23 protein-coding genes, 1 other RNA gene and 1 pseudogene are annotated in these 24,513 nt (G+C 58.1%); 11 read left to right on the top strand and 14 right to left on the bottom strand.

What is annotated here, in order from left to right; genetic code table 11:
- Positions 1-10: 10 nt before the first annotated feature.
- Both pepP and JQR86_RS17650 read right to left on the bottom strand, forming a co-directional pair.
- Complete coding sequence (gene pepP, locus JQR86_RS17645; protein ID WP_074821569.1) at positions 11-1,360, bottom strand: Xaa-Pro aminopeptidase; 1,350 nt, start codon at positions 1,358-1,360, stop codon at positions 11-13.
- A 46-nt stretch (positions 1,361-1,406) separates the two neighbouring features.
- Positions 1,407-1,961, bottom strand: coding sequence for a UPF0149 family protein (locus JQR86_RS17650; protein ID WP_404626607.1), 555 nt, complete (start codon positions 1,959-1,961; stop codon positions 1,407-1,409).
- Positions 1,962-2,067: 106 nt separating this feature from the next.
- Between JQR86_RS17650 and JQR86_RS17655 the strand changes: the two genes are divergently transcribed.
- The 4 genes from JQR86_RS17655 (at position 2,068) to JQR86_RS17670 (ending at position 3,427) form a co-directional block, all read left to right on the top strand.
- Entirely contained in the window at positions 2,068-2,289 is a 222-nt protein-coding gene (locus JQR86_RS17655; protein WP_010796707.1) for a TIGR02449 family protein, read from the top strand.
- On the top strand, positions 2,286-2,597 hold the full coding sequence (locus tag JQR86_RS17660) for a cell division protein ZapA (protein WP_010796706.1): 312 nt from the start codon (positions 2,286-2,288) through the stop codon (positions 2,595-2,597). The genes JQR86_RS17655 and JQR86_RS17660 overlap by 4 nt, the downstream gene beginning before the upstream one ends.
- 28 nt (positions 2,598-2,625) lie before the next feature.
- A non-coding RNA gene (gene ssrS / locus JQR86_RS17665) (6S RNA) lies at positions 2,626-2,803 on the top strand.
- A 9-nt stretch (positions 2,804-2,812) separates the two neighbouring features.
- Positions 2,813-3,427: a 5-formyltetrahydrofolate cyclo-ligase gene (locus JQR86_RS17670; RefSeq protein WP_150348191.1), complete on the top strand. Its 615-nt coding sequence runs from the start codon at positions 2,813-2,815 to the stop codon at positions 3,425-3,427.
- Between the two features lie 50 nt (positions 3,428-3,477).
- Here the strand turns inward: JQR86_RS17670 and JQR86_RS17675 are convergent, their stop codons facing one another.
- A complete protein-coding gene (locus JQR86_RS17675; protein ID WP_010796704.1) occupies positions 3,478-3,621 on the bottom strand; it encodes a hypothetical protein in 144 nt (47 codons plus the stop codon).
- 173 nt (positions 3,622-3,794) lie between these two features.
- Here JQR86_RS17675 and JQR86_RS17680 point away from each other — a divergent pair, with 173 nt between their 5' ends.
- Positions 3,795-4,244 carry an EVE domain-containing protein gene (locus tag JQR86_RS17680; RefSeq protein WP_407362742.1) on the top strand — a complete coding sequence of 150 codons (450 nt, stop codon included), beginning with the start codon at positions 3,795-3,797 and terminating at the stop codon, positions 4,242-4,244.
- A 1-nt stretch (position 4,245) separates the two neighbouring features.
- On the opposite strand, the gene JQR86_RS17685 is transcribed toward JQR86_RS17680, so the two are convergent.
- The gene (locus JQR86_RS17685) at positions 4,246-4,656 is read right to left on the bottom strand and encodes a flagellar basal body-associated FliL family protein (RefSeq protein WP_010796702.1); all 411 of its coding nucleotides are present in this window, start codon (positions 4,654-4,656) and stop codon (positions 4,246-4,248) included.
- A 261-nt stretch (positions 4,657-4,917) separates the two neighbouring features.
- Between JQR86_RS17685 and JQR86_RS17690 the strand changes: the two genes are divergently transcribed.
- Positions 4,918-5,583: a YoaK family protein gene (locus tag JQR86_RS17690; RefSeq protein ID WP_434154947.1), complete on the top strand. Its 666-nt coding sequence runs from the start codon at positions 4,918-4,920 to the stop codon at positions 5,581-5,583.
- 3 nt (positions 5,584-5,586) lie between these two features.
- Here JQR86_RS17690 and JQR86_RS17695 read toward each other — a convergent pair whose 3' ends face one another.
- Positions 5,587-6,612 carry a DUF5924 family protein gene (locus tag JQR86_RS17695; protein WP_122040982.1) on the bottom strand — a complete coding sequence of 342 codons (1,026 nt, stop codon included), beginning with the start codon at positions 6,610-6,612 and terminating at the stop codon, positions 5,587-5,589.
- Positions 6,613-6,896: 284 nt separating this feature from the next.
- On the opposite strand from JQR86_RS17695, the gene glpT reads away from it, so the two are divergent.
- Positions 6,897-8,228, top strand: a complete 1,332-nt coding sequence (gene glpT / locus JQR86_RS17700) for a glycerol-3-phosphate transporter (protein WP_074821554.1) — start codon at positions 6,897-6,899, stop codon at positions 8,226-8,228.
- A 40-nt stretch (positions 8,229-8,268) separates the two neighbouring features.
- Here glpT and JQR86_RS17705 read toward each other — a convergent pair whose 3' ends face one another.
- The 4 genes from JQR86_RS17705 to trxA form a co-directional block, all read right to left on the bottom strand.
- Positions 8,269-9,249, bottom strand: a complete 981-nt coding sequence (locus JQR86_RS17705; RefSeq protein ID WP_074821551.1) for a CDP-6-deoxy-delta-3,4-glucoseen reductase — start codon at positions 9,247-9,249, stop codon at positions 8,269-8,271.
- A gap of 135 nt (positions 9,250-9,384) precedes the next feature.
- Positions 9,385-10,851 (bottom strand): 4-hydroxy-3-polyprenylbenzoate decarboxylase, encoded by a 1,467-nt coding sequence (gene ubiD / locus JQR86_RS17710; RefSeq protein ID WP_010796696.1) that lies wholly within the window; start codon positions 10,849-10,851, stop codon positions 9,385-9,387.
- Between the two features lie 118 nt (positions 10,852-10,969).
- Positions 10,970-12,229, bottom strand: coding sequence for a transcription termination factor Rho (rho, locus tag JQR86_RS17715; protein WP_010796695.1), 1,260 nt, complete (start codon positions 12,227-12,229; stop codon positions 10,970-10,972).
- Between the two features lie 239 nt (positions 12,230-12,468).
- Positions 12,469-12,795: a thioredoxin TrxA gene (trxA, locus tag JQR86_RS17720; RefSeq protein ID WP_010796694.1), complete on the bottom strand. Its 327-nt coding sequence runs from the start codon at positions 12,793-12,795 to the stop codon at positions 12,469-12,471.
- A 380-nt stretch (positions 12,796-13,175) separates the two neighbouring features.
- Here trxA and JQR86_RS17725 point away from each other — a divergent pair.
- Together JQR86_RS17725 and ppx are read left to right on the top strand one after the other, a co-directional pair.
- Positions 13,176-13,360: pseudogene (locus JQR86_RS17725) on the top strand (amino acid ABC transporter ATP-binding protein); the annotation flags it as partial.
- 106 nt (positions 13,361-13,466) lie between these two features.
- Positions 13,467-14,972, top strand: a complete 1,506-nt coding sequence (gene ppx / locus JQR86_RS17730; RefSeq protein ID WP_239382232.1) for an exopolyphosphatase — start codon at positions 13,467-13,469, stop codon at positions 14,970-14,972.
- Here ppx and ppk1 read toward each other — a convergent pair.
- Positions 14,959-17,160 carry a polyphosphate kinase 1 gene (gene ppk1 / locus JQR86_RS17735; RefSeq protein ID WP_010796691.1) on the bottom strand — a complete coding sequence of 734 codons (2,202 nt, stop codon included), beginning with the start codon at positions 17,158-17,160 and terminating at the stop codon, positions 14,959-14,961. The two genes, ppx and ppk1, sit on opposite strands and share 14 nt — an antisense overlap.
- 18 nt (positions 17,161-17,178) lie before the next feature.
- Positions 17,179-18,150, bottom strand: a complete 972-nt coding sequence (gene hemB / locus JQR86_RS17740; RefSeq protein WP_434154949.1) for a porphobilinogen synthase — start codon at positions 18,148-18,150, stop codon at positions 17,179-17,181.
- Between the two features lie 289 nt (positions 18,151-18,439).
- Between hemB and JQR86_RS17745 the strand changes: the two genes are divergently transcribed.
- Positions 18,440-18,994: a DedA family protein gene (locus JQR86_RS17745; protein ID WP_010796689.1), complete on the top strand. Its 555-nt coding sequence runs from the start codon at positions 18,440-18,442 to the stop codon at positions 18,992-18,994.
- A gap of 151 nt (positions 18,995-19,145) precedes the next feature.
- A complete protein-coding gene (locus tag JQR86_RS17750; protein WP_407362738.1) occupies positions 19,146-21,269 on the top strand; it encodes a putative bifunctional diguanylate cyclase/phosphodiesterase in 2,124 nt (707 codons plus the stop codon).
- Between the two features lie 7 nt (positions 21,270-21,276).
- On the opposite strand, the gene JQR86_RS17755 is transcribed toward JQR86_RS17750, so the two are convergent.
- The 3 genes from JQR86_RS17755 to rhtB all read right to left on the bottom strand — a co-directional run bounded on the left by JQR86_RS17755 (position 21,277) and on the right by rhtB (position 24,501).
- Complete coding sequence (locus JQR86_RS17755; protein WP_010796687.1) at positions 21,277-21,732, bottom strand: YaiI/YqxD family protein; 456 nt, start codon at positions 21,730-21,732, stop codon at positions 21,277-21,279.
- A 9-nt stretch (positions 21,733-21,741) separates the two neighbouring features.
- Positions 21,742-23,655, bottom strand: a complete 1,914-nt coding sequence (locus JQR86_RS17760) for an FTR1 family protein (RefSeq protein WP_434153972.1) — start codon at positions 23,653-23,655, stop codon at positions 21,742-21,744.
- 213 nt (positions 23,656-23,868) lie between these two features.
- Positions 23,869-24,501, bottom strand: a complete 633-nt coding sequence (rhtB, locus tag JQR86_RS17765; RefSeq protein WP_010796685.1) for a homoserine/homoserine lactone efflux protein — start codon at positions 24,499-24,501, stop codon at positions 23,869-23,871.
- Positions 24,502-24,513 lie beyond the last annotated feature (12 nt).

Genomic DNA, 24,513 nt, shown 5'->3' on the forward strand with positions numbered 1-24,513 from the left:
TCTTCTCTCCTTACACGGCCGCGTCGGACGCCGAAGCGCCACGGGCATCAGCCATCAATCGTTCAATCTCATCGACCGCCTTGGGTACATGGCGGCTCAAAATTTCGCAGCCGTGGCGGTTGACCACGACATCATCCTCGATACGGACGCCAATGCCCCGCCATTTCTTCGCTACGCGTAGATTGTCTGACGCCACGTAAATGCCCGGCTCAACCGTCATGGTCATGCCCGGCTCCAGCATCCGCCACTGATCACCGATGCGGTAGTCGCCAACGTCGTGTACATCCAGCCCCAGCCAGTGTCCGGCCCGATGCATGTAAAAATCACGATACGCGCCCTCTTCGACCAGGGTATTGATCTCGCCCCGCAACAGGCCAAGATCAACCAGCCCTTCCGTAATGATACGGACCGTGACCTCATGGGCCTCGTCCCAATGGCGCCCGGGCGCAATGCAGGCAAAAGCCGCCTCGTTGGCTGCCAGCACGATCTCGTAGATAGCCTTCTGTTCAGGCGAAAACCGACCATTGACCGGAAAGGTACGGGTAATGTCACTGGCGTAGCAGTCGATCTCGCAGCCGGCGTCGATCAACACCAGATCGCCGTCCTTGAGCAGCGCATCGTTCTGCTGGTAGTGCATGATACAGGCGTTGCGGCCGGAAGCGACGATGGAACCGTAGGCTGGCATCCGCGCCCCGCCCTTGCGAAACGCATAATCAAGCTCCGCCTCCAGATGATACTCCCTGAGCCCCGGCCGACAGGCCTGCATGGCCCGAATATGAGCATCACCCGACACACTTGCCGCTTCACGCATAACCTTGATCTCAGCCGCGGTCTTGAAGAGACGGGCTTCATGCAGGAGAGGATCAAGTGCAATCAGCTCCTTGGGTGGCTGTGCCCCCTGGTTGGCTTTGGCGCGGATCAGGTTGATCCAGTCCAGTAACTGGCGATCGAAATCCGGGTTTGAGCCCATGGCGTAATAGACCCGCTCCCGCCCTTCGATCAGCCCCGGCAGGATGTCGTGGATATCGCTGATGGGAAAGGCATCGTCAGCCCCGTATTGACGAATCGCGCCTTCCTGACCGGCGCGCGGGCCCGTCCACATCTCCTGGACAGGATCCTTCTCCCGGCAGAACAGCACGTACTCACCGTGTTCCCGCCCCGGAATCAACGCCATGACGGCATCCGGCTCGGGAAAGCCGGTCAGGTATTGAAAGTCGCTGTCCTGACGGTAGGCATATTCAATATCGCGGTTACGCACACGCACGGGTGCGGCGGGCAATATCGCAATACTGCCCGCCGCCATCTCGGCCATGAGCGCTCGACGCCGACGGGCGAACTCGGCCTTCGGAATGCGGATCATGCGAACTCCTTAACGGAAAGCTCGCCCTCGCCCGCCGGATCAATCCTCAATGGATTGAAGGCTTGGGTGCAGGCGAAGGATTCTTGCCGTACTCGCTATAAAGAATGACAGGCGCCACACGAAGATACTCGGTGACCTCCATGTAATCGTTTTCGCCCTCCTCGGACTCCTCGAGCGTGTCCTGCACCTGCGCGATAGCGGCAAGATCCTGCAAAACTTCTTTGGCTTCGTTGGACAGCTCCGCCGTACGACTGGTCAGCCCAAAGCCAGACAGGAAACCCTGGCACCACTGCGCCATAGCGGCCAGGCGCTCCTTGAGCGGCGCTTCGTCGGTTGGCAGGAGCAGCACGATGGCCACTTCGTTGGTGGCAAACTCCTGCTGTACCATGCCCAGAAGCCCTATCAATGCTGACTTCAGGCGGTCACTTGGCGCCCCGCCTAAGAGGTCGGTAGCGGCAACAAGCCAGTCGGATTCGTCAAACCCGGCGCCGGCGCAGATACGGCCCATCAGATGGCCATGAAGCTCGGCCGGGGAGACAGGAAGAGCCGCTTCGCTCAATAATTGTGTGAACGCGGCGTATGCAGATGATGTACTCGTCATGGATGGCTATGGTCGTTAGTCGACGTGATGGCTAGAATGAACCTTGTATCCTACGCGTTGACCTTGTTACCGGCCAACCTTGTATAGCTCGGAGCAGCAGCCATCCATGCGCGAGTCCTCGATCGAAAACGATCTCCAAGTACTGACCGATAAAATTGAGCAACTGCTCGAACACATCGAACAGCTTAGGAAAGAGAATCGCCAGCTGCGCGCCCATGAGCGTGGCTGGCGAGAAGAACGCGCCAAGCTAATCGAAAAGAACGATTTGGCTCGACATAAGGTCGAAGCGATGATTTTACGCCTGAAAGCCCTGGAGCAGGACTCATGAGCACCGACACCGTCACCGTCCACATCCTCGACAAGGACTACTGCATCAGCTGTCCACCGGACGAGCGCGCCAATCTTGAAACCACTGCGCGCTACCTCGACGGCAAGATGCGAGAAATCCGTGCCAGCGGCAAAGTGATTGGCGCCGACCGCATTGCGGTCATGGCAGCCCTCAATATCACCCACGACCTGCTGCATCGCCAGGATGGCGTGAACTTCGAAGTCAGCAGCACGCGCGAGCGCGTTCGCGACCTGCTGGACCGTGTCGACCGGGCTCTGACGACAGAGCAGGACGAACGGGGGGTTTGATTCTCATGGCGAAGGGGTATACTGGACACACTCTCTGGTGTGTTTGCCAGTCGGTCATGTCCCTGAGCCGATAAGCAACACCACGGGGGTCGCTCGCTGGGCTTGTGTGCATGTCCGCACGCCGGAAAGCCTAATGGCCCACGACTTCTCCCACCTTGAACTCTCGGGTTCAAGGGCTACACCGGCAGCGGCATTCCGGGGAGCTACCTTCACTCATGATCAAAGCTTCTGATCATTCTCGTCCGGCCCTGCGCCGACTCCTGCGTCAGAAACGTCGGGCCTTGAGCCCTACCGAGCAAAAGCAGGCTGCTCGACAGCTGCATCGTCAGCTCAGTCATCATCCCCTGTTTCGCCGTGCCCGGCAGATTGCCTTTTATCTTCCCAATGACGGTGAAATCGACCCGCGTCCGCTGCTTCGAACAGCCCAGCGCCGCGGCAAGGCCACCTTCCTGCCTGTATTGAGCCGTTGGCCAGCCACGCGTATGCATTTTCAGCGTGTCCGCCCTCACGAGCGCTGGGTGCGCAATCGCTTCAGGATCGTCGAACCCAGACCGAATCGGGTACAGCAGCGCAAACCCTGGACACTCGATCTGATTCTGATGCCGTTGGTAGGATTCGACGCACAGGGCGGTCGCCTGGGTATGGGTGGCGGCTTTTATGATCGGAGCCTGGCTTATCTCAAACGTCGCATCGCCTGGCGCTCACCTAAATTGTTAGGATTGGCCCACGAATGTCAGAAGGTGGATCAGCTGGCCCTAGCCAGTTGGGATGTGCCGATGAAGGCAACCGTGACGGATAAGGGATGGTACGGGAAGGAAGAGAAGGCCTGAACCCTGCGCCAGACTACAACGCAGGGTATTCCACAGCGTGTTGCGAAGATTCAGCGGGACACTTGCTGAATCACATGAGCGGACGGTGAATTGTCCTGCTGCTTTTCCCAGAGACTTTGGGTATAGCCTGTCGTCACAACGCCCAAGCTAAACAGCGCGACCAGTACCCAAAGCAAGTCCGGCTTGCGTTTCATCTATGTGCCTACCCCTTCATTGGCATAATTAACGACACCGCCGACCTGTTTATATGCCAGGCCGTACGGCTACTCAAAAACCGCGGCATTCTGCGCTAACCAGTTTTCTGACGCAAACATTGCGTCAACCAACCGTCAGAAAGTCCAGAACCGTTTTGCCAGGAGCAATCTTCGTGCCTTATTGGCTGATGAAATCGGAACCCGATGAGTTTTCCATCCATGACTTGCAACGCCTCGGCAGTGGGCGCTGGGATGGCATTCGTAACTATCAGGCACGCAACTTCATGCGGGCCATGGCTGCCGGGGATCTCTTTCTGTTCTACCACTCCAGCTGCCCCGAACCAGGCGTAGCCGGTATTGGCCGCATAGAAAATGATTCCTTTCCTGATCCGACCGCGCTGGATCCGAAAAGCCCATACCATTCGTCGAAAGCCACCCTGGAGAAAAACCCCTGGATTGCCCGCGACGTCAGTATTGTCGAGGTATTCGATCAGGTCATTTCACTGGCGCGTCTGCGCGAGGTGGCTGCCCTGAGCAATTTTGCATTGCTGCAAAAGGGCAGCCGCCTGTCAGTCATGCCAGTAACTGACGAAGAATGGCAGGCCATCCTGGCCTGCCGATGACTTAGGGCTGAACGATCAGGTTGTTGAACAACAGGTCCTCGACCATTGGTTTGCCTTCTTCGCCATTGATGATGTCCTGGACCTGCTTGAGCGCCGCCTGGCGAAGCGCTTCACGGGCGTCGGCACCGGTCAGGGTCTCATCGGTCTGCTGCTCGAACAGCATGATGAGCTGATTGCGGATCAAGGGCTCATGAAAGGACACGCGCGCCGAGTCTTCCTTACTCATCGTCATCAGGGCAATATCGGCTTTGTAGTACTTGAGCTTTGGACCAGAGCCGTAATTACCGACCAGTGCGGGCGTCAGGTTGATGTAGTTGGGTTGCGGGGCGCCCTCTTCGGCCTCCTTTTTTTCCTCCGCCCAGGCTGGCAGAGCGAGTGAGAAAGCAAGTACGAACGCAAGCAGGGCTTTCACGGGGCAATTCCTCGAACAAAAAGAGTGGTGCATAGCCAACCGATAGCTATGCCTGTCACAGCTTATCGACTAAACGGTGCATTTCTGAAGCCATAGGATTCAGATGGGCAACCACCCGAATATGACAGACTATAAAAACAGCCTCTTTAGTCGTCGCGGACAGGTTCCGCCCAGGATGGCGCCTTGAAACAACAGGATAGCACCCGCCTCACGCTTGACCTTTCATCAGCAGATGCTCACACCCAACCTCTCCACCTGAGCATGCATCGGCATCGCCGTGTAGGACTGGTACTGGTTGCCGCCTTGTCGATCCTGGCTGGCATGAAAGATACCATTGGCTTCTTGTCGGCTGGTGACTACGTATCCTTCATGAGCGGCAATACGACGCGACTGGCCGTAGCCGTTGCCTTGGGCGACAGCACCACCCTCTTGCGGCTGCTTCTTATTATCGGCCTTTTTATCCTCGGCAATGCACTCGGTATTGTCGTGGTGCGCGTGAGCGGCCGTCGGGCGCTGCCTCTCCTGCTGCTGACATCGGCCTTGTTGGCCGCGGCGGCGGGCTGGTCCACCAGCGGTCTTTCTGGTTCAGTCTTGCTACCTCTGGTAGCCGCCGTGCTCGCCATGGGCATGATCAACGCCGCCGTGGAACAGGTGAACGGGCAGTCCATTGGGCTGACCTATGTTACGGGTGCACTTTCACGACTGGGACGAGGCCTGGGACGCTGGCTGCTGGGTGAGCGCCACTCAGGCTGGCTGATGCAAGCGATTCCGTGGGGCGGCATGCTTGGCGGCGCCATAATGGGCGCATGGCTCCAACACCACCTTGGCCTCAAGGCTCTCTTTGTCACCAGCGCTTGGGCGGCCCTGATCGGCCTGGCATCTCTGTGGATTCCCAGGCGTTGGCAGTTGCATTACATGCCCAAATAGCCGTTAGGGCGTTACCTCGAAGCGCAAGGTACCGATCATCTGCCCGTCCTCGGTTATGATCTGTACCTGCCATCGGCCGGCCACATCACTCGGGAAGTTCTGCTTGTGTGTCCAGGCCCGGTAGCCAGCCTCGCGGCCTCCGCTGATCTCGAGTGGGATACGGTCGACCTCATCCCCATTATGCAGCCAGACATGGTAAATCCGCTCACTCAGCCCACGGGGCGCGTTGATGGCCGTATAGGCATAGAGACCTTGTGAACGCAGCTGGGCAGCACCGATTTCCTTCAGACTCTTACCCGGTTCGCGCTTGAGGTTGTCAAAGCTGCTGGTAACCGCCACATCGGTCAGCCACAACGTGGCGGGCGGCACCCAGGTACGCAGTACCCATCCTAGGCCTCCCACCATCAGGCTCAGACCAAGCACGACAGGCCATTGCCACAGGCGTCGGATCGAGAGCGCCACAAGAATGCTTGGAAACGACAACAACACCGCCACGCCTAATGCCAGCCGGTAGCTCTGCGTGGTGGTCAGTTGCAGGATGATGGGCAGGGACGTAAGCAGAACGGCAAACAACGTCAGCGTGTGATAGCCCAGAAAGATCCAGCGCCGGCTCGACAGCGCTTTGTAGTACAGCGGGTCGACAATCGATACGACAGCCATGGCGGCCAGCAGGCCGGTAAAGATGGCCTGTCCGCTGTTCCAGGTGGTTGTGACAAACAGGAACGGCAGGACAAAGAACAGGCTTTCCTGATGAATCATCTGGGTTGCGTAGCGAAACAGCCCAGGGGGCAGGTTCCAGCCAAACCGCCTAGTCACCCACTGACGCAGCACGTTCTCAACCATCAGCCATAACCAGCTGGCCAACATTACGATGGCCATTACCTTAGCAAAGCCATGCTGGCGATCAACCAGCAGAAAGCTGCACACACCCGAAACAAAGCCTGCCAGGGCAATCAGGCGTGGATAACGATTGATCAGGACGGTAGCGAGATCAACCAGACGTGATACGTAGCGCTTCCAGGTGGGCATAACGATCAGAACACAGGCGGTTATGGTTGAGACCCATCACGTGCGGTCAAGTGCGGTTCGGCGGGGCAGCATACGCATCCCCTTACAGAACGCCAACCGCGTTCAGTTCACACGTCACAACCTGTGACTGAACGGGCATTAGGACCTGTACGTTCGGAAAACAACATTTTGCGAGCGTTTATTTTCGTTTATCGCACAGCGGTATCGGTCATTTTTCTGAAATGAAACTGTAATATTTGCCCTGCACGTCTCTTCTCATAAAAACAACGATCTTCGGAGCTCAAATGCTTGGTATTTTTCGTCCGGCCCCGCATACGGCGCGCCTGCCTTCCGATCGCATCGATCCTGCTTACAAACGTCTGCGCTGGCAGATCTTTGCCGGTATCTTCATCGGTTATGCCGGGTACTATCTTCTGCGCAAAAACTTTTCTCTGGCGATGCCCTACCTGGTAGAGGAAGGCTACAGCCGAGGAGAGCTGGGTATTGCATTATCGGCCGTTGCCATCGCCTATGGTCTTTCCAAATTCCTCATGGGCATGGTGTCCGACCGCTCGAATCCCCGCTACTTTCTGCCCTTCGGCCTGCTGGTCTCGGCGGGTGTGATGTTCATTTTCGGTTTCGCACATTGGGCAACCTCAAGCGTGACCATCATGTTCATCCTGCTGTTCATCAATGGTTGGGCGCAAGGGATGGGCTGGCCACCCAGCGGGCGAACCATGGTGCATTGGTGGTCCCAGAAGGAACGCGGCGGCGTGGTCTCGGTCTGGAACGTTGCCCATAACGTAGGCGGTGGTCTGATTGGCCCGCTGTTTCTGCTGGGGCTCGGCTGGTTCAACGATTGGCACTCAGCCTTCTACGTTCCGGCGGCCGTAGCGCTGGGTGTTGCAGTTTTCGCGTTCCTGACCATGCGCGATACGCCGCAGTCCTGTGGGTTGCCACCTATCGAGGAATACAAGCAGGACTACCCAGAAGGCTACGACGAGAGCCATGAACGCGAATTCAGTACAAAGGAAATCTTTGTCAAATACGTGCTGAAAAACCGCATGCTCTGGTACATCGCACTGGCCAACGTATTCGTCTATCTGCTGCGTTACGGCGTGCTGGATTGGGCGCCTACCTACCTGAAGGAAGCCAAGCATTTCACGGTGGACAAATCATCCTGGGCATACTTTTTGTATGAGTGGGCCGGTATTCCCGGCACGCTGCTGTGCGGCTGGCTATCGGACAAACTGTTCAAGGGCAATCGTGGCGCCACCGGTGTAGTGTTCATGGCTCTGGTGGCAGTCGGCACCGTGGTTTACTGGCTCAACCCGCCAGGTAATCCCATGGTCGATATGTTCGCACTGATCGCCATTGGCTTTCTGATCTACGGCCCGGTGATGCTGATCGGTTTGCAGGCCCTGGAGCTGGTGCCCAAGAAAGCCGCCGGGACAGCTGCCGGCTTTACCGGCCTGTTCGGCTACCTGGGGGGCTCGGTAGCCGCCAACGCACTGGTTGGCTACACAGTGGACCTGTACGGCTGGGACGGCGGCTTCATGCTGCTGGTCGCGTCATGCGTATTGGCCATTGTGTTCCTGGCCTTGACGCTGCGCCATAAAAACCCGGTATTGAGTTAAGGTAGCGGACCGATCCAGCTACGGGCTGGATCGGTCCGGCTTACAACCCCAGCGCCTCTCTTGGCGCATAGGCGAACACGTCGGCCCGCATTTGGTGAGGATCCATCCCACCTTCGACCAGCGCATCCAATGTGGCATAAACCATGGCAGGCGACCCACTGGCATACACGTGGAGTGACTTCATATCGGTGAAGTCCTCTCGCACCGCTTCATGCAGAAGGCCACAACGTCCCTCCCACCCACACAGGTCACTCACTACCTTGTTCAAGTGAAGACGGGGGTCCTGCTCCCACTCTTCCCAATGGGGTAATGCATAGAAGTCATCGGGATGACGCACGCCCCAATACAGGTGCAGCGGTTGATCGAAGCCGCGCGCACGGCAATCCTCGATGAGGCTGTGCATTTGTGCCATTCCCGTTCCGGCCGCGATCAGAACAAGCGGGCCTGGAGGCAGATCGGCCAGATGCGCATCGCCAAAAGGCAGCTGGACGCGCACCATGCGCTCTCGCTCAAGCTGCTGGATAATCGCCTGACTGCTCTCTTCACGCGTCAGAATATGCAACTCCAGCTCACGCCCCTGATGCGGTGCGGATGCCAGCGAAAAGGCCGACTGCTTGCCATCGTCCCGCTCAAGCATCAGGTATTGTCCAGCGTGATAGCGCGGGGGCTTGCCTGCTGGAGCCAGCAGCCGGACACGGCGTACATCTCCGCCCACATCCTCACATGCCAGAACCTGACAGGCAAAGGTGCCTACTGGAAGCTCGCCCGGCGCCAATACTCCATCCCAATGCAACTCGCATGTTTCGAGCGGCTCGGCCAGGCAGACAAAAATCTCACCGTGGTCGATGACATCGTTCTGCTGCCTGACCCGCCCTTCGATCAACAAGGCTGCACAGACATGGCAATTACCGTTGCGGCAGCTGTGCGGACACTCATACCCCAGTCTGCGTGCCGCATCCAGGATGCGCTCGCCAGGTAACGTCTCGAGTACCGCCCCGGAGGGACGTAGCGTGACCTTCATCTCAGGACGCCTTGTGAATGGAAGTGGATGTCTGGGGATAGCTCTGCACGAATCCCATGCCTGCAAATTCCTCTGTATGCATAGGGTTCGACGCACAATGTGCGCAACTTATCCCCGCCGGGCCAACAGTATCCATCAATCGATCCCCAGGCTGGACCAGATCTCATCGACCCGCTTGACCACGGCTTCGTCCTTGACGATAGCCCGCCCCCATTCCCGATTGGTCTCTCCGGGCCACTTGTTGGTGGCGTCCAACCCCATCTTCGAGCCCAGGCCCGAAATCGGCGAAGCGAAATCCAGATAGTCGATAGGCGTATTGTCGATCATCACGGTGTCGCGCTTGGGGTCCATGCGGGTCGTGATAGCCCAGATCACATCGTTCCAGTCCCGAGCGTTGATGTCATCATCGGTCACGATCACGAACTTGGTGTACATGAACTGGCGCAGGAAGCTCCAGACGCCCAGCATTACCCGCTTGGCATGGCCTGGGTACTGCTTTTTCATGGTCACTACCGCCATACGGTAGGAGCATCCTTCAGGCGGCAGGTAGAAATCGACGATCTCGGGAAATTGCTTTTGCAGGATCGGCACGAACACTTCGTTCAATGCCACACCAAGAATGGCCGGCTCATCCGGCGGACGTCCGGTATAGGTACTGTGGTAGATCGCGTCACGGCGGCGAGTGATACGCTCGACGGTAAACACTGGGAAGCGGTCTACTTCATTGTAATAGCCGGTATGGTCACCGTAAGGCCCCTCATCAGCCATCTCGCCGGGATAGATGAAGCCTTCCAGAATGATCTCGGCGCTGGCCGGCACCTGCAGATCGCTGCCGATGCATTTCACCAGCTCGGTACGGCTGCCACGCAGAAGGCCAGCAAATGCATATTCGGACAGCGTATCCGGAACCGGCGTAACAGCGCCTAGAATCGTTGCCGGATCTGCACCCAGGGCTACCGCCACGGGATAGGGCTTGCCTGGATACTTGGCGCACCATTCACGAAAATCCAGGGCGCCGCCACGATGGCTAAGCCAGCGCATGATGACCTTGTTGCGACCAATGACCTGCTGACGGTAGATACCCAGGTTCTGCCGTTCCTTGTTCGGTCCCTTGGTAACAGTCAGGCCCCAGGTGATCAACGGACCGACATCGCCCGGCCAGCAGTGCTGGATCGGCAAGCGGGACAGATCAACCGCCTCGCCCTCTTCGATCACCTCATGGCAAGGGGCGTCCTTCATCACCTTGGGCGCCATGCTGATGACCTTCTTGTAAATCGGCAGCTTTGACCAGGCATCCTTCAATCCCTTGGGCGGCTCCGGCTCCTTCAGAAATGCCAGCAGCTTGCCAATCTCGCGCAGTTCACCGACATCTTCTGCACCCATGCCCATCGCAACCCGCTCAGGTGTGCCAAACAGGTTGCCTAGCACAGGCATGTCGTATCCGGTCGGATTTTCGAACAGCAGAGCCGGCCCCTTGCGACGCAGGGTACGGTCACACACTTCGGTCATTTCGAGGTTGGGCGAGACGGGGGTCTGGATGCGCTTCAGCTCGCCACGCTGTTCCAGGCCGCGGATGAAGTCGCGAAGGTCGCGGTATTGCATAGCGGGAGGTATCTCGGCAGAGAATGAAGCGGAAAGTGTACCGCTCCTGGCCCCCTTTTCGAAAATGAAAAGCCTGCCCGGAATGTAAAAAGGCCGGGAAACCCCGGCCTTTTCAGTCTTACTTGCGCTTCATCGAGTCGAAGAACTCGTCGTTGGTCTTGGTCTGACGCAACTTATCGAGCAGGAACTCGATGGCACCGATCTCTTCCATCGGATGCAGGATCTTGCGCAGAATCCAGATGCGCTGCAGCTCTTCCTCACCGGTCAGCAACTCTTCGCGGCGGGTGCCGGAGCGATTGATGTTGATAGCGGGGAATACGCGCTTCTCGGAGATCTTGCGATCCAGCTGAAGCTCCATGTTACCGGTACCCTTGAATTCTTCGTAGATGACCTCGTCCATCTTCGAGCCGGTATCGACCAGAGCTGTTGCCAGAATGGTCAGGCTACCGCCTTCTTCGATGTTACGTGCCGCACCGAAGAAACGCTTGGGCTTTTCGAGCGCATGGGCGTCCACACCACCGGTCAGTACCTTGCCGGAGCTCGGGATCACGGTGTTGTAGGCACGTGCCAGACGGGTAATGGAGTCCAACAGGATTACCACGTCTTTCTTGTGCTCGACCAGACGCTTGGCCTTCTCGATTACCATTTCAGCAACCTGTACGTGGCGGGTTGGCGGCTCGTCAAAGGTGGACGCCACTACTTCGCCGCGCACGGTACGCTGCATTTCGGTTACTTCTTCCGGGCGCTCGTCGATCAACAGAACGATCAGGTGGCACTCGGGGTTGTTACGGGTGATGTTGCTGGCGATGTTCTGCAGCATCAGCGTCTTGCCCGCTTTCGGCGGAGCGACGATCAGACCACGCTGGCCTTTGCCAATCGGCGCACACAGGTCGATCACTCGGCCGGTGAGGTCTTCGGTGGAACCATTACCGGCTTCCATCGTCAGGCGCTTGTTGGGGAACAGCGGCGTCAGGTTTTCGAACAGGATCTTGTTCTTCGCATTCTCGGGTCGATCATAGTTGATGGTATCGACCTTGAGCAGCGCGAAGTAACGCTCGCCTTCTTTCGGCGGGCGAATCTTGCCGATGATGGTATCACCGGTGCGCAGATTGAAACGGCGGATCTGACTGGGAGAGACGTAGATATCGTCGGGGCCGGCCAGGTAGGAGGAGTCCGCACTACGCAGGAAGCCGAAGCCATCCTGCAGAATCTCCAGCACGCCATCACCGGAAATCTCTTCACCGCTTTTTGCGTGTTTTTTCAGCAGAGAGAAAATCACGTCCTGCTTGCGGGAGCGAGCCATGTTTTCCAGGCCCATGGCTTCCGCCATTTCCAACAGTTCCGTGATTGGCTTTTGCTTGAGTTCGGTAAGGTTCATAGACGTTGCTAACTGAGAAAAGGAGGGAGTAAGAATCTTTTTGGCTTGAGAGGCCTCGCCGCGGCTAACGACAGAATCGCGTTGGTTATTCTAGTAAGAGAATCGGCGAAGGCATGCAGAGGGCGACACGCGTTTGTGTCGTTGCGAGATCGAATGTAGCACCCTGCTAGACAGGACGTCTAGTGCTAAATAACAAAAAGCCCCGCTAAACGCAGGGCCTTTGATCGAGAGCAATAAAATCAGATATTGCTATCGAGGAATGCCGCCAGCTGGGATTTGGACAACGCACCCACCTTGGTGGCTTCAACGGAGCCGTTCTTGAACAGCATCAGCGTCGGGATACCGCGTACGCCATACTTCGGCGGGGTGTCCTGGTTTTCATCAATGTTGAGTTTGCAAACCTTCAGCTTGCCCTGATAGTCCTTGGCGATTTCATCCAGAACCGGCGCAATCATTTTGCAGGGACCACACCATTCGGCCCAGTAGTCGACCAGCACGGGACCGTCAGCCTTGAGCACGTCCTGCTCGAAGCTGGCATCGCTGACGTTGGTGATGTATTCGCTCATGGACTTTCTCCGAATTCGGAAACGACAAAAAAGAACGACCACTATAGCCCTGCCAGCGCTTAACAGGAAGGCACAAGCCATTAAGTCTCTTTATTGGGACAGCTAAAGCCTCTCAATTACACCATTTGGCAGACTACTGGAAAATCAGCGGGCTGCCTGTACGAATACGCCTTGTTTTGCCCTTCTCAGTGAAGCTGCGCACTAGAACGGAGCAGCATGCCTCATCCGCATGGTCTCAATATCGACACGGCACAGCGGGTGCCGAGAAGCTGGATACCAGACTCGTGCTGGTGCCAATAACCAGCACCAATCGTATTCCTTTTAAAATCAAGGCAAGGTTGATTAAGTGATTTTCAGCCTAGGCAAGAATCTTTAGCAGGAAGCAGCGGGTCCAGGATGGCATGACACTGATCATGATGCCTCATGAGACGCGCTTTGCCGCCAAGTGGGCGATGTACAGGTGTTCATGCGTCAGGGCAAGGTGCATGAACTGAGCAATCCCAAGAAATTATTCGCCAACCCCGGGACGCCGGAGCTGGCACAGTTCATCGGTTCGGTTCATTGATCCAGGCCACAGCCCATCGACTGAAACAGTCTGACTGCACGTTGAGGTTTGGCAGACCTCTTCGATCGTGGCACGATTGTCGACGTTTATGTATGAGACCGTCAGCATGCCGCATTCATCCGCAGAACCGTTTCCCCTGATTGCTGCCATCGATCTTGGCTCCAATAGCTTTCACATTGTTCGGGCGCGGACTGACCATGGCGAAATTCGTATTCTTGAACGCATGGGCGAAAAAATTCAGCTGGCCGCTGGGCTGGACGAATCACGAATGCTCAGCGAAGAAGCCATGGAACGCGGGCTTGAATGCCTGCGCCGCTTTGCCCAGTTGATCACCGGCCTGCCGCTGGGCGCCGTACGTATCGTGGGCACCAACGCGCTTCGCGAGGCCAGGAACCGCAGCGACTTCATCATGCGTGCCCAGCAGGTACTGGGGCATTCCGTGGAAGTCATCTCCGGCCGTGAAGAAGCCCGCCTGATCTACCTGGGCGTTTCCCATACCATGCCAGATATGGAAGGCCGTCGCTTGGTGACTGATATCGGTGGTGGCAGCACCGAGTTCATTATCGGCCAGCGCTTTGAAACCCATCAGCGCGAAAGCCTGCAGATGGGCTGCGTCAGTTATACCAAGCGGTTCTTCGCGGACGGCAAGATTACGCCGTCCCGCTATGCCCAGGCCTACACGGCCGCCCGGCTGGAGTTGATGAACATCGACCAGAGCCTGCGCGAAAAAGGCTGGCAGGAAGCCGTAGGCGCCTCCGGCACCATCCGTGCCGTAGCCCTGGCCATCCAGGCCGCCGGACGCGGCAAGGGTGAGGTCAATGCCGAAGGCATCGAGTGGCTCAAGCGCAAAATCTTCAAGCAGGGCGACATCGAAAAGCTCGATATCGAAGGGGTCAAGCCCGACCGTCGCACCATTCTGCCGGGTGGTCTCGCCATTTTGGAGGCGATCTTCAAGGCGCTGGAGCTGCAGGAGATGAACCTGTCCGAAGGCGCACTGCGTGAAGGTGTGCTCTATGACATGATCGGTCGCCAGCACCACGAGGATGTACGGGAGCGTACGCTGTCAGCCCTGGCAGAGCGCTACCACGTGGACAAGCGTCAGGCCGAACGGGTCGAGCGCCGTGCCCTGAAGGCCTTCGAACAGGTTACCGAAGCCTGGAACCTGAGCAATCCTTGCTACCGGGAACTGCTGACCTGGGCAGCGCGCGTGCATGAGATCGGACTGGACATTGCCCACTACCACTATCACAAGCACGGCGCCTATCTGATCGAGCATTCCGATCTACCTGGGTTTTCCCGACGCGACCAGCAGATGCTAGCCCTTCTGGTGCGCGGCCATCGCCGGAATATCCCGCGGGACCGCTTCACCGAGCTGGGGGACGAAGAAGGCGAAAGCCTGATCCGCCTGTGCATCCTGCTGCGCTTTGCCATTCTGTTCCATCATATCCGCAGCAACCAGGAGCGCCCCATCGTGACGCTCAAGGCAGGCCCGCGCAGCCTCGCGGTATGCTTCCCGGTCGGCTGGCTGGAGCAGAATCCGCTGACCCAGGCTGACTTCGAACAGGAAGCGCAGTGGCTCACGCGGATCGGCTATACCCTTACCGTGTGTTGATACCCGGACTGCTCAGGCGCTCCATGAGAGTCGCCTGCACAGTCCGCGGGTTCTGGTTGCCCGTTGGCGAAATGCGCTGGTAACTCCCGTCCTCCTGCAGCACCCAGCTCTGGGTGTTGTCAGTGAGGTAGGCTTCCAGATCCTTCTTGACTCGTGAAATGAGCTTTTTGCCTTCCACTGGGAAGCAGGTCTCCACACGCATGTCGAGGTTTCGCTCCATCCAGTCCGCACTGGACAGGTACATACGCTCGTCTCCCCCATTGAGGAAGTAATAGATTCGGCTGTGCTCCAGGAAGCGGCCGATGATCGAACGCACCTGGATGTTATGCGACACGCCCGGTACGCCCGGACGCAGACAGCACATTCCGCGAACGACCAGATCGATTTTCACACCCGCCTGGCTTGCCTTGTATAGCGCTCGGATAACCTTGGGGTCGGTCAGACCGTTGACCTTGGCCATGATGTGCGCGGGGCGACCCTCCGCGGCTGCAGCGGCCTCACGGTTGATCATTTCCAGCAGGTTCTTCTTGAGCGTAAACGGCGCATGCAGGAGCTTTTTCATGCGCAGGGTCTTGCCCATACCGATCAACTGGTTGAACAGCTTGTGAACGTCTTCGGTCAGGGCTATGTCGGCCGTCAGCAGGCTGTAGTCGGTGTACAGCTTGGCGTTGCCGGCATGGTAGTTACCAGTGCCCAGGTGCGCATAACGCCGCAACTCACCATTTTCACGGCGCAGAATGAGCATCATCTTGGCGTGAGTCTTGAAGCCGACCACCCCATAGATCACCACGGCCCCTGCCTGCTGGAGACGGCTCGCCAGTTGCAGGTTGGATTCTTCGTCGAAACGCGCCCGCAATTCGATGACAGCCGTCACTTCCTTGCCGCTACGCGCCGCTTCTACCAACGCATCGACGATTTCCGAGTTGGCACCGCTGCGGTACAGGGTCTGTTTGATGGCCAGAACGCTGGGATCCTTGGCAGCCTGGCGCAGCAGGTCAACCACAGGCGTAAAGGACTCGAACGGGTGCATCAGCAGCACATCGATCTTGCCCAGTACGTTGAAGAGGTTTTCCTTCTTCTGAAGCAGCTTGGGAATGCTGGGCGTCAGCGGGGCGTTCTGCAGCTCCGGGTGGCTGTCGAGTCCCGTCACACTGAACAAGCGCGTCAGGTTGACCGGGCCGTTGACCTTGTAAAGCTCGCTTTCAGCCAGATTGAACTGCTTGAGCAGATAGTCCGTAAGGTTTTTCGGGCAGCTTTCGACCACCTCCAGGCGTACCGCATCCCCGTAGCGGCGGGAGAACAGCTCGCCTCGCAGTGCGCGGGCCAGGTCGTCTACATCTTCGGCGTCCACCGACAGGTCGGCGTTACGGGTCAGACGGAACTGGAAGCAGCCCTTCACCTTCATGCCGGGGAACAGGTCGTCGGCATGGGCATGGATCATCGAAGAGAGGAAAACGTAGTTGTCGCCCGGGCCGCCAATTTCTTCGGGCACGCTGATGATACGCGGCAGCGAACGCGGCGCCGGAATAATGGCCAGACCCGAGTCGCGGCCAAAGGCGTCCATCCCTTCCAGCTCAACGATGAAGTTGAGACTCTTGTTAACCAGGAGCGGGAACGGGTGTGTGGGATCCAGCCCGATGGGCGTGATGATCGGGGCGATCTCGTCGCGGAAGAACTTACGCACCCAGCCCTTGATCTTCAGGTCCCAGTTGCGGCGGCGAATGAAGCGGATCTGATGTTTGGACAGCTCCGGCAACAGCACATCGTTGAGAATGGTGTACTGGCGCGCCACCTGCTCATGCACGATGTCGCTGATGCGGGCCAGGGCCTGGTGCGGCAGCAAGCCGTCGGCACCGGCCTGCTCGCGGGCAAAGGCGACCTGTTTTTTCAGACCCGCGACACGAATCTCGAAAAACTCGTCCAGGTTGCTGGAAAAGATCAGCAGGAACTTGAGCCGCTCAAGCAGCGGATAGGACTCATCGAGGGCCTGTTCGAGCACCCGGATGTTGAATTGCAGCTGAGACAGTTCCCGGTGAATATACAGGCTACTGTCGTCAACACTTAAGGCCGGCACGGCCGGTGCTTCTGGCACCGCGACCGCAGGCGTGGTTTCAACGGTGGGCGTAGCGTCGGTCAATGCGGCCTCCTCGGTGCGCGCAGTAGTATCAATGAGTCCTTGGCTGTTCATGGCAGCTCCTTGGGAGCGTTAACGCTCCTGACGTAATTGTTGGGCAGCGCGTTTGGCAAAGTAAGTCAGAATGCCATCAGCGCCGGCACGTTTGAAAGCGAGCAGAGATTCCAGAATCACCGCCTCGGATAGCCAGCCATTCTGGATTGCGGCCATGTGCATGGCGTATTCACCGCTGACCTGATACACAAAGGTCGGCACGCGGAACTCGTCCTTCACCCGGCGCACAATGTCCAGGTAAGGCATGCCCGGCTTGACCATGACGGAATCAGCCCCCTCGGCCAGATCGCCCGCCACCTCCTGCAAGGCTTCGTCACTGTTGGCCGGATCCATCTGGTAGGTCGCCTTGTTGCCTTTGCCCAGGTTAGCAGCCGAGCCGACCGCATCCCGGAAAGGCCCATAATAGGCACTCGCATACTTGGCCGAGTAGGCCATGATCTGCACGTTGTGATAACCCGCGTCTTCCAGGGCCGCGCGAATGGCACCTACTCGGCCATCCATCATGTCCGACGGCGCAACGACCTGGGCACCGGCGGCCGCATGGGACAGCGCCTGCCTGACCAGCACCTCGACGGATATGTCGTTCAGCACATAGCCCTTCTCATCGAGAATGCCATCCTGTCCGTGGGTGGTAAACGGATCGAGCGCAACGTCAGTAATCACGCCCAGCTCTGGAAAGTGTTCACGGAGCGCACGCGTGGCCCGCTGGGCGATACCATCAGGGTTGTAAGCCTCGGCACCATCGAGAGATTTCTTCTCAGGCGGTGTGACGGGGAACAGAGCGACGGCAGGAATGCCTAATGCTACAAGCTCAGCCGCTTCTTCCAGTAGAAGATCGATGGATAGACGCTCGACGCCCGGCATGGAGGGCACGCTTTCACGGCGACTTTCGCCGTCGAGCACGAACATCGGCAGGATCAGGTCGTCTACGGTCAGCGTGTGCTCACGCATCAAACGGCGGGAAAAGTCATCCCGGCGCTGGCGGCGCATCCGTGTGAATGGAAAGGAACGGCTTACTGAAGTGAAACTCACGGTGTACTCCCGGACTCAAGCAGAGTCATTGTGATGAGTTATAAGTCACTATCATGACCGAATGGTAACAACTGATGACAATAAGGCATGTCTATCAACCCTGTTTAAGGCAGACGACCTCTAGCTTCGGCTTGGCACATCGCTATGCAAATCCCCTGCTTTTAAAAAGGGTTAGACGAAGCGATAGCTTCCTTCCGGCGGCTAACCGAGTTAGGCTGCGCCTTCATTTCGCCCTGTTGTCGTGACGATGCTGCAACAATTCCTCCATGATTTCGGTTATTTCGCCCTCTTCCTCGGCACGTTCTTCGAGGGTGAAACCATTCTGGTTCTGGCAGGTTTTCTAGCCTTCCGCGAATACATGAACATCCAGACGGTCATCATGGTGGCCTTCATGGGAAGTTATGCAGGCGACCAGCTGTGGTATTTCCTGGGTCGCCGTCACGGTCGCAAGCTACTCAAGCGAAAGCCTCGCTGGGAAGCCATGGGAGACAAGGCGCTGGATCATATTCGCCGTCATCCCGATCTATGGGTGCTCAGCTTTCGCTTCGTCTACGGCCTGAGAACGGTAATGCCGGTGGCCATTGGCATGTCGGGCTATCCTCCGGCGCGCTACCTGCTGCTCAATGGTATCGGCGCCATTGTCTGGGCTACTGTCCTGGGATTGGCAGCCTATCACTTTGGAGCAGTGCTCGAAGGGGCCCTGGGCAATCTCAAGCGCTACGAACTGATGGTGCTCGGCGCCCTGCTGGTCCTGGGCGTGGTACTCTGGCTGTGGCGCCGGATACGCGCTCCGAAAAAATAGTTTTCCTTTCTTTTTCCAGCCTCCACCTGTCGGTCACCCTCAAGCTTGGCCGACGGGCGGCCGATAAGGCCATTACCAACGTATTCAGTAGCCTTGCCGTGGCGATATTGAAGATATCGATGCAGTAGGATGTCCTTTCGAGTCTGTAATCATGTTGCTTGCCACATCCCTGCCTGACGGCTTCGTACCGGTCGGCTCCGATCATCATCATTTCGTTCTGGTTCTGCTGTCCTATCTGGTGGCAACAGCGGCCGGTTATACCGCGCTTTACATGGCCAGACGCGCCTCGTCGGCCGCCTTGAGTAAGAACCGTCTGCTCTGGTGTGGTGTAGGCGGCCTGGCGCTGGGCAGCGGTATCTGGTCAATGCACTTCATTGCGATGCTTTCCTATGCCTCGCCGGTCAGCATGCAGTACGGCTACAGCATGACGTTGCTGTCGTTAGGCATCGCCGTTGCCGTGTCCTGCGTTGTCATGTGGCTTATCAGTCGTGAGCGGCTTGCTACCTGGGAATACTTGGCAGCATCGGTTGCAGCGGGCTGCGGCATTGCAGCCATGCACTACACCGGAATGTCCGCAATCAATTCCGTTGGTGTCCAGGTGTACAACCCGCTCCTGTTCCTAGTCTCCATCCTGGTGGCTATCCTGGCGTCTCTGGCGGCACTGATCATGGCGTTTTACGTCCGTAACCAAGCCGGTCGCCATACCCAATTGCTCATGATCCTGGGTAGCCTGATTCTGGGCGGTGCGATCGTGTCTATGCACTTCACTGGCATGGCCGCACTAACGCTAGTGGTCCCGGAAGATACGCCAGTCATGATGATGGCCCATGATGCCCATCATGGGCTTTTGGGGACCATCATTGCATTTCTGACCTTGGTCGTGATCTGTGCAGGCCTGACAGCCACTCGTCTGGAACACCGTTTTCATGAGCAGAGCGTACGCCTGGAAGAGATGTCGACGGCGCTGAGTCAGGTTACGTTGCTCGATCCGCTTACCCAGCTGCTGAATGATTACAGCTTTACCCAGACGCTGGCGCGCATCATCAACAAGGCCACCCCCGAGGAAGGCCTTGCCCTGCTTAATCTGGATCTGGATCACTTCAAGCGAATCAATGACAGCCTGGGTTACAACGTGGGCGACGATCTGCTTACCCAGGTTGCCCAACGCATCACGGCCGTGCTTGATAGCACCGTGCACGTCGCTCGTCAGGGCAACGAGTTTCTAGTCCTGATTTCTGAGGCGCAGCCCGAGCACAGCGAAAATGTTGCCATGCGACTGCTGGAACAGCTTCGTCCGCCCTTCAACCTGAGCGGACAGCAGATCGGCATGACGCTGAGTATCGGCATTGCGCACTATCCCAAGGATGGCCGCTCCGCCAATGAGCTGCTGCGCAATGCCGGCCTTGCCTTGGGGCAGTGCAAGCGCAACGGGCGTAATCGCTTCCTGCATTTTGCTCCAGAATTGCAGACCCAGGCGGAGGAAACGCTTCACTTGGAGCAGGAACTGCGTCAGGCCATTACTGAAGGCACGCTGGAAGTACATTACCAGCCTATTGTTACCAGTGATGCGCGGACCACCGCTAGCCTGGAGGCATTGGTTCGCTGGAATCATCCGACGCTTGGTCCCATCAGGCCTGACCGCTTTGTCCATGTAGCAGAGTTGAGCGGGCAAATTGGTGAGCTGGATCATTGGGTCATGCGACGTGCCTGTCGAGACCTCAAAATCCTACGGGAGCTAGGTTATAGTGATCTACGGGTCGCTGTGAACTGCTCGCCGCTGAACCTCACCGACCGCACGCTTCCCAAGCGGGTGGAAGAAGCGCTCAGCGCGGCCGACCTGCCGCCCGAGGCGCTGACGCTCGAGCTGACTGAAAATGCTCTGATGCATAACCTCAACCTGGCGATTGAGTTGTTAGAACGAATTCGAACGCTTGGCGTAAAGGTTTCGATCGATGACTTTGGCAGTGGCTACTCCTCCCTAGCGTACCTAAGCAAGTTCAAGGTCGATACGCTCAAGGTCGATCGCTCGTTTGTGCGTGATATTCCTAATCAGCAGACCGATATGGAGATTACTGCCGCGATTATTGCCATGGCGCACAAACTGCAGCTCAGAGTTGTGGCCGAAGGTGTGGAGACCCTGGAGCAGCTGACTTTCCTCAGGGAAAACCAGTGCGACTTCATCCAGGGTTATTTCTTCAGCAAGCCCTTATCATTGCCGCAGCTGCAAGTCTGGCTGGCAAGAGCCGACCAGGAGCAGAACGTAGAGCCAGCCTGAGCCAGCTCTACGCCGAGCGGGTCAACCGGGTAAGCAGGCGGTCGAGCGAATTGGCAAAGGCCTGCTTTTCCTTTTCCCCATAGGGCGGCTGACCACCGCCCATCTGGCCCTGATCGCGCAGATCAGTCATCAGGTTACGCACCGCCAGACGCTCGCCCATGTTACGGGTATCGAACTCCTTGCCACGCGGGTCGAGCGCATCCACGCCCTTTTTCACCAGCCGATCCGCCAGCGGCACGTCGCTGCAGATGACCAGATCACCCGGCTGGGCCTGCTCGACCAAGTAGTCGTCTGCCGCATCCATCCCGCTTTCCACAATGATCAACCGCACACAGGCATACGGCGGCTTGATCTGTGGCTGGCCCGCCACCATGATCACGTTGAGCTTGCGCTTCAGGGCAAACTTGAAGACCAGCTCTTTGGCAGCTCGCGGACAGGCGTCCGCGTCGATCCAGATATGCATGTAAACCTCTTACGCGTTTCCGACAGAGCCGCCTGACACCTCACGACGGCGTTCGGCATAGCGGCTGCGGGCATAGAGTAGCGCAATGGCCACGATCGCGATGCCCTGGGCAGTCAAGGTGTAGGCATCGGCGTGGATACCCAGCCAGTCGAAATCAAAGAACGGTACCGGACGGGTGCCGATCACACCTGCTTCCTGCAGCGCTGCCACGCCATGCCCGGCGAAAATTACCGACAACAGACACAACAGGACGGCATTGGCGCTGAAGAACAGGCCCAGCGGCAGACGCATGGAGCCTCGCAGGATGACCCAGGCAAGCCCTACCAGCAGAACAACCGCGGTAATCGCACCACCTAGTACCGCCGCATGACCTGCCGGGCCGGCCTGTAGCCACAGGGTCTCGTAGAACAGGATCACTTCGAACAGCTCGCGATAGACCGAGAAGAATGCCAGCATGGCAAAGCCGAAACGACCACCGCCACCCACGAGGCTGTTCTTGATGTAGTCCTGCCAGGCGGCGGCGTTGCGGCGGTCATGCATCCAGACACCGACCCAGAGCAGCACCACACTGGCGAACAGACCGGTAATGCCTTCCATCAATTCCCGCTGGGCACCACTGATATTGAGCGCATACGCTGCCACCGCCCAGGTAGCGACACCAGCCAGCATGGCCAGGCCCCAGCCGATGTTCACGCTACGGATGGCGGACTGCTGGCCGGTCTTACGCAGGAAAGCCAGCACAGCGGCCAATACCAGAATGGCTTCCAGACCTTCACGGACAAGAATCAGAAGGCTGGCGAAAAAGCTCAGCGAGGTAGACATGCCACCACCGCTCAACAGGTCGCTGGCTGCTGCCAGTTTCGTCTTGGCTATGTCCAGGCGAGCCTGGGCTTCCTCCACGGCAAGGCCATCCTGTAAGGACTGCCGATAAGCCATGAGCGCCTTTTCGGTGTCCTTGCGCAGGGTCGCGTCCAGGTTATCCAGGGCGCTTTCCACCAGTTCGAAACCTTCCAGATAGGCTGCCACCGATAGGTCGTAAGCCTGGTCATGTTCGCCTTCGCGATAGACCGCCAGACTTTTATCCAGGGTTGCCCGGGTGTAATCGATCAGCTGGGCAGGGCCGCGTTGCTGCACAGGCGGCTTGGCACGCTGGGCACGGAACGCGGCCGCAGCCTCATCCCCTTGTGCGGCGGCCACTTCGGCAGGTGTGCGGCCCGCCAGCTGCGCCAGATCGAACGAGGCCGCACCCGCTTTCGCCGGGTCGGCACTAAAGCTTGCAATGTAGGACGCCACATCCCAGCGCTGACGCTCATCGAGTTGATTGGCAAAGGAAGGCATGTCCGTGCCGTCGATACCCCGCGTGACGGTGTTGTAGATATCGTAGAGGCTCAGGTGATCCATTCGCGCCGGATCGCGCAGATCGCCGGGAGGGGGCTCCAGACCGATGCCGGCCGGGCCGTCGCCCGCCCCGGTATTACCATGACAGACCCCGCACTGCTGGGCGTAAAGCGGTGCGCCACGGGTTGGGTCTGGGGTAATGGCTGGCGCCTGCGCCACGTGGTACAGCTGAGCCAATCGAGCGGCTAGCGCCCTCGCCTCCTGTCCGACCGCATCGCCGTCGGCCTTTTGGGTGATGGCCTCGCGCAGGTGGGTGACGCCCTGCTCCAACTCGGTCCGTTCAGGACGCGCCGGCAGGCCTTCGATCAGACTTTGCAAGGTATGCAGGAGATCCAGCTGATCGCGGTATTCCGCTTCCTTGATAACGGCGCCCTTACTCACCGTGGCGGGATAATCTGCGCCAAGGTAGCCCAGGATATGCAAGGCGTGGGCGGCCTCATCCTCGGGCTCGGCCTGCACAGCCGAACTGAATGAAGCAAGCAGGGGCAACAACAGTACAGCAAACAGCCGGTACAGCTTAAACATGAACGGATTCCAAACAAGAATGGATGGCATTAGCCATAGTGTTCTACTTGTAATGCTTTGTTACAAGCCTGTCAGGTCCCTGTTTTCAGGTTTTTGTTGGAAGACGGTCGTGGCGCGAGGACGCGCAGAGAGGTGGCAATAGCCGGGCACGGGCAGCCGATCCGCTCTGGCAAGCGGATCGGCTGGCATGAAAGGATTAGCGGTGTAGCAGACTCAGCTGACAGCTTGCCGAACCGTGGCCAGCAGCCCGGCAGCGCCCATGAATAATCCAGAGAAGACGCGGTTGGTGAGCCGCTGCTGACGTGGCGTGCGCAATACGCGCAGCACCCTGGCGGCAAGACCGGTATACCCGGCCATAACGATCAGGTCGACCGTGACCATGGTAGCGCCAATGATCAGGTACTGAGCCAGCAACGGCTGACTGGGATTGATGAACTGAGGCAATACCGCCAGCATGAACACAACGGCCTTGGGATTGCTGGCATTCACCAGGAAACCGCGAAAGACCAACGAAGAGGCGCTAGCGGTAGCGCCGGGTTTGGGTGCGTTGGAAAAGTCCATGGGTGCGGCTTTCCACTGCCGGATGGCGAGGTAGACCAGGTACAGCACGCCGAACCATTTGATCACCGCGAACGCCAGTTGCGAGGTTGCGAGCAGAGCCCCTACCCCGGCGGCCACGATCGCAATCTGCAGAGCAAGCCCCAACTGCAGGCCAATAGCGTTCCAGTAACCATGCCAGAAACCATGACGCAACCCCGCCGACATGGAAGCAATGGCGCCTGCGCCAGGGGAAAGACTGATCACCCAGCAGGCCAGCAGAAAGGCCAGCCATGTATGCAGCGCCATTGGTAACTCCTT

Origin of the sequence: Pseudomonas sp. JZ134 (assembly GCF_051027695.1) — a bacterium.
GTDB classification, from domain to species: domain Bacteria; phylum Pseudomonadota; class Gammaproteobacteria; order Pseudomonadales; family Pseudomonadaceae; genus Chryseomonas; species Chryseomonas luteola.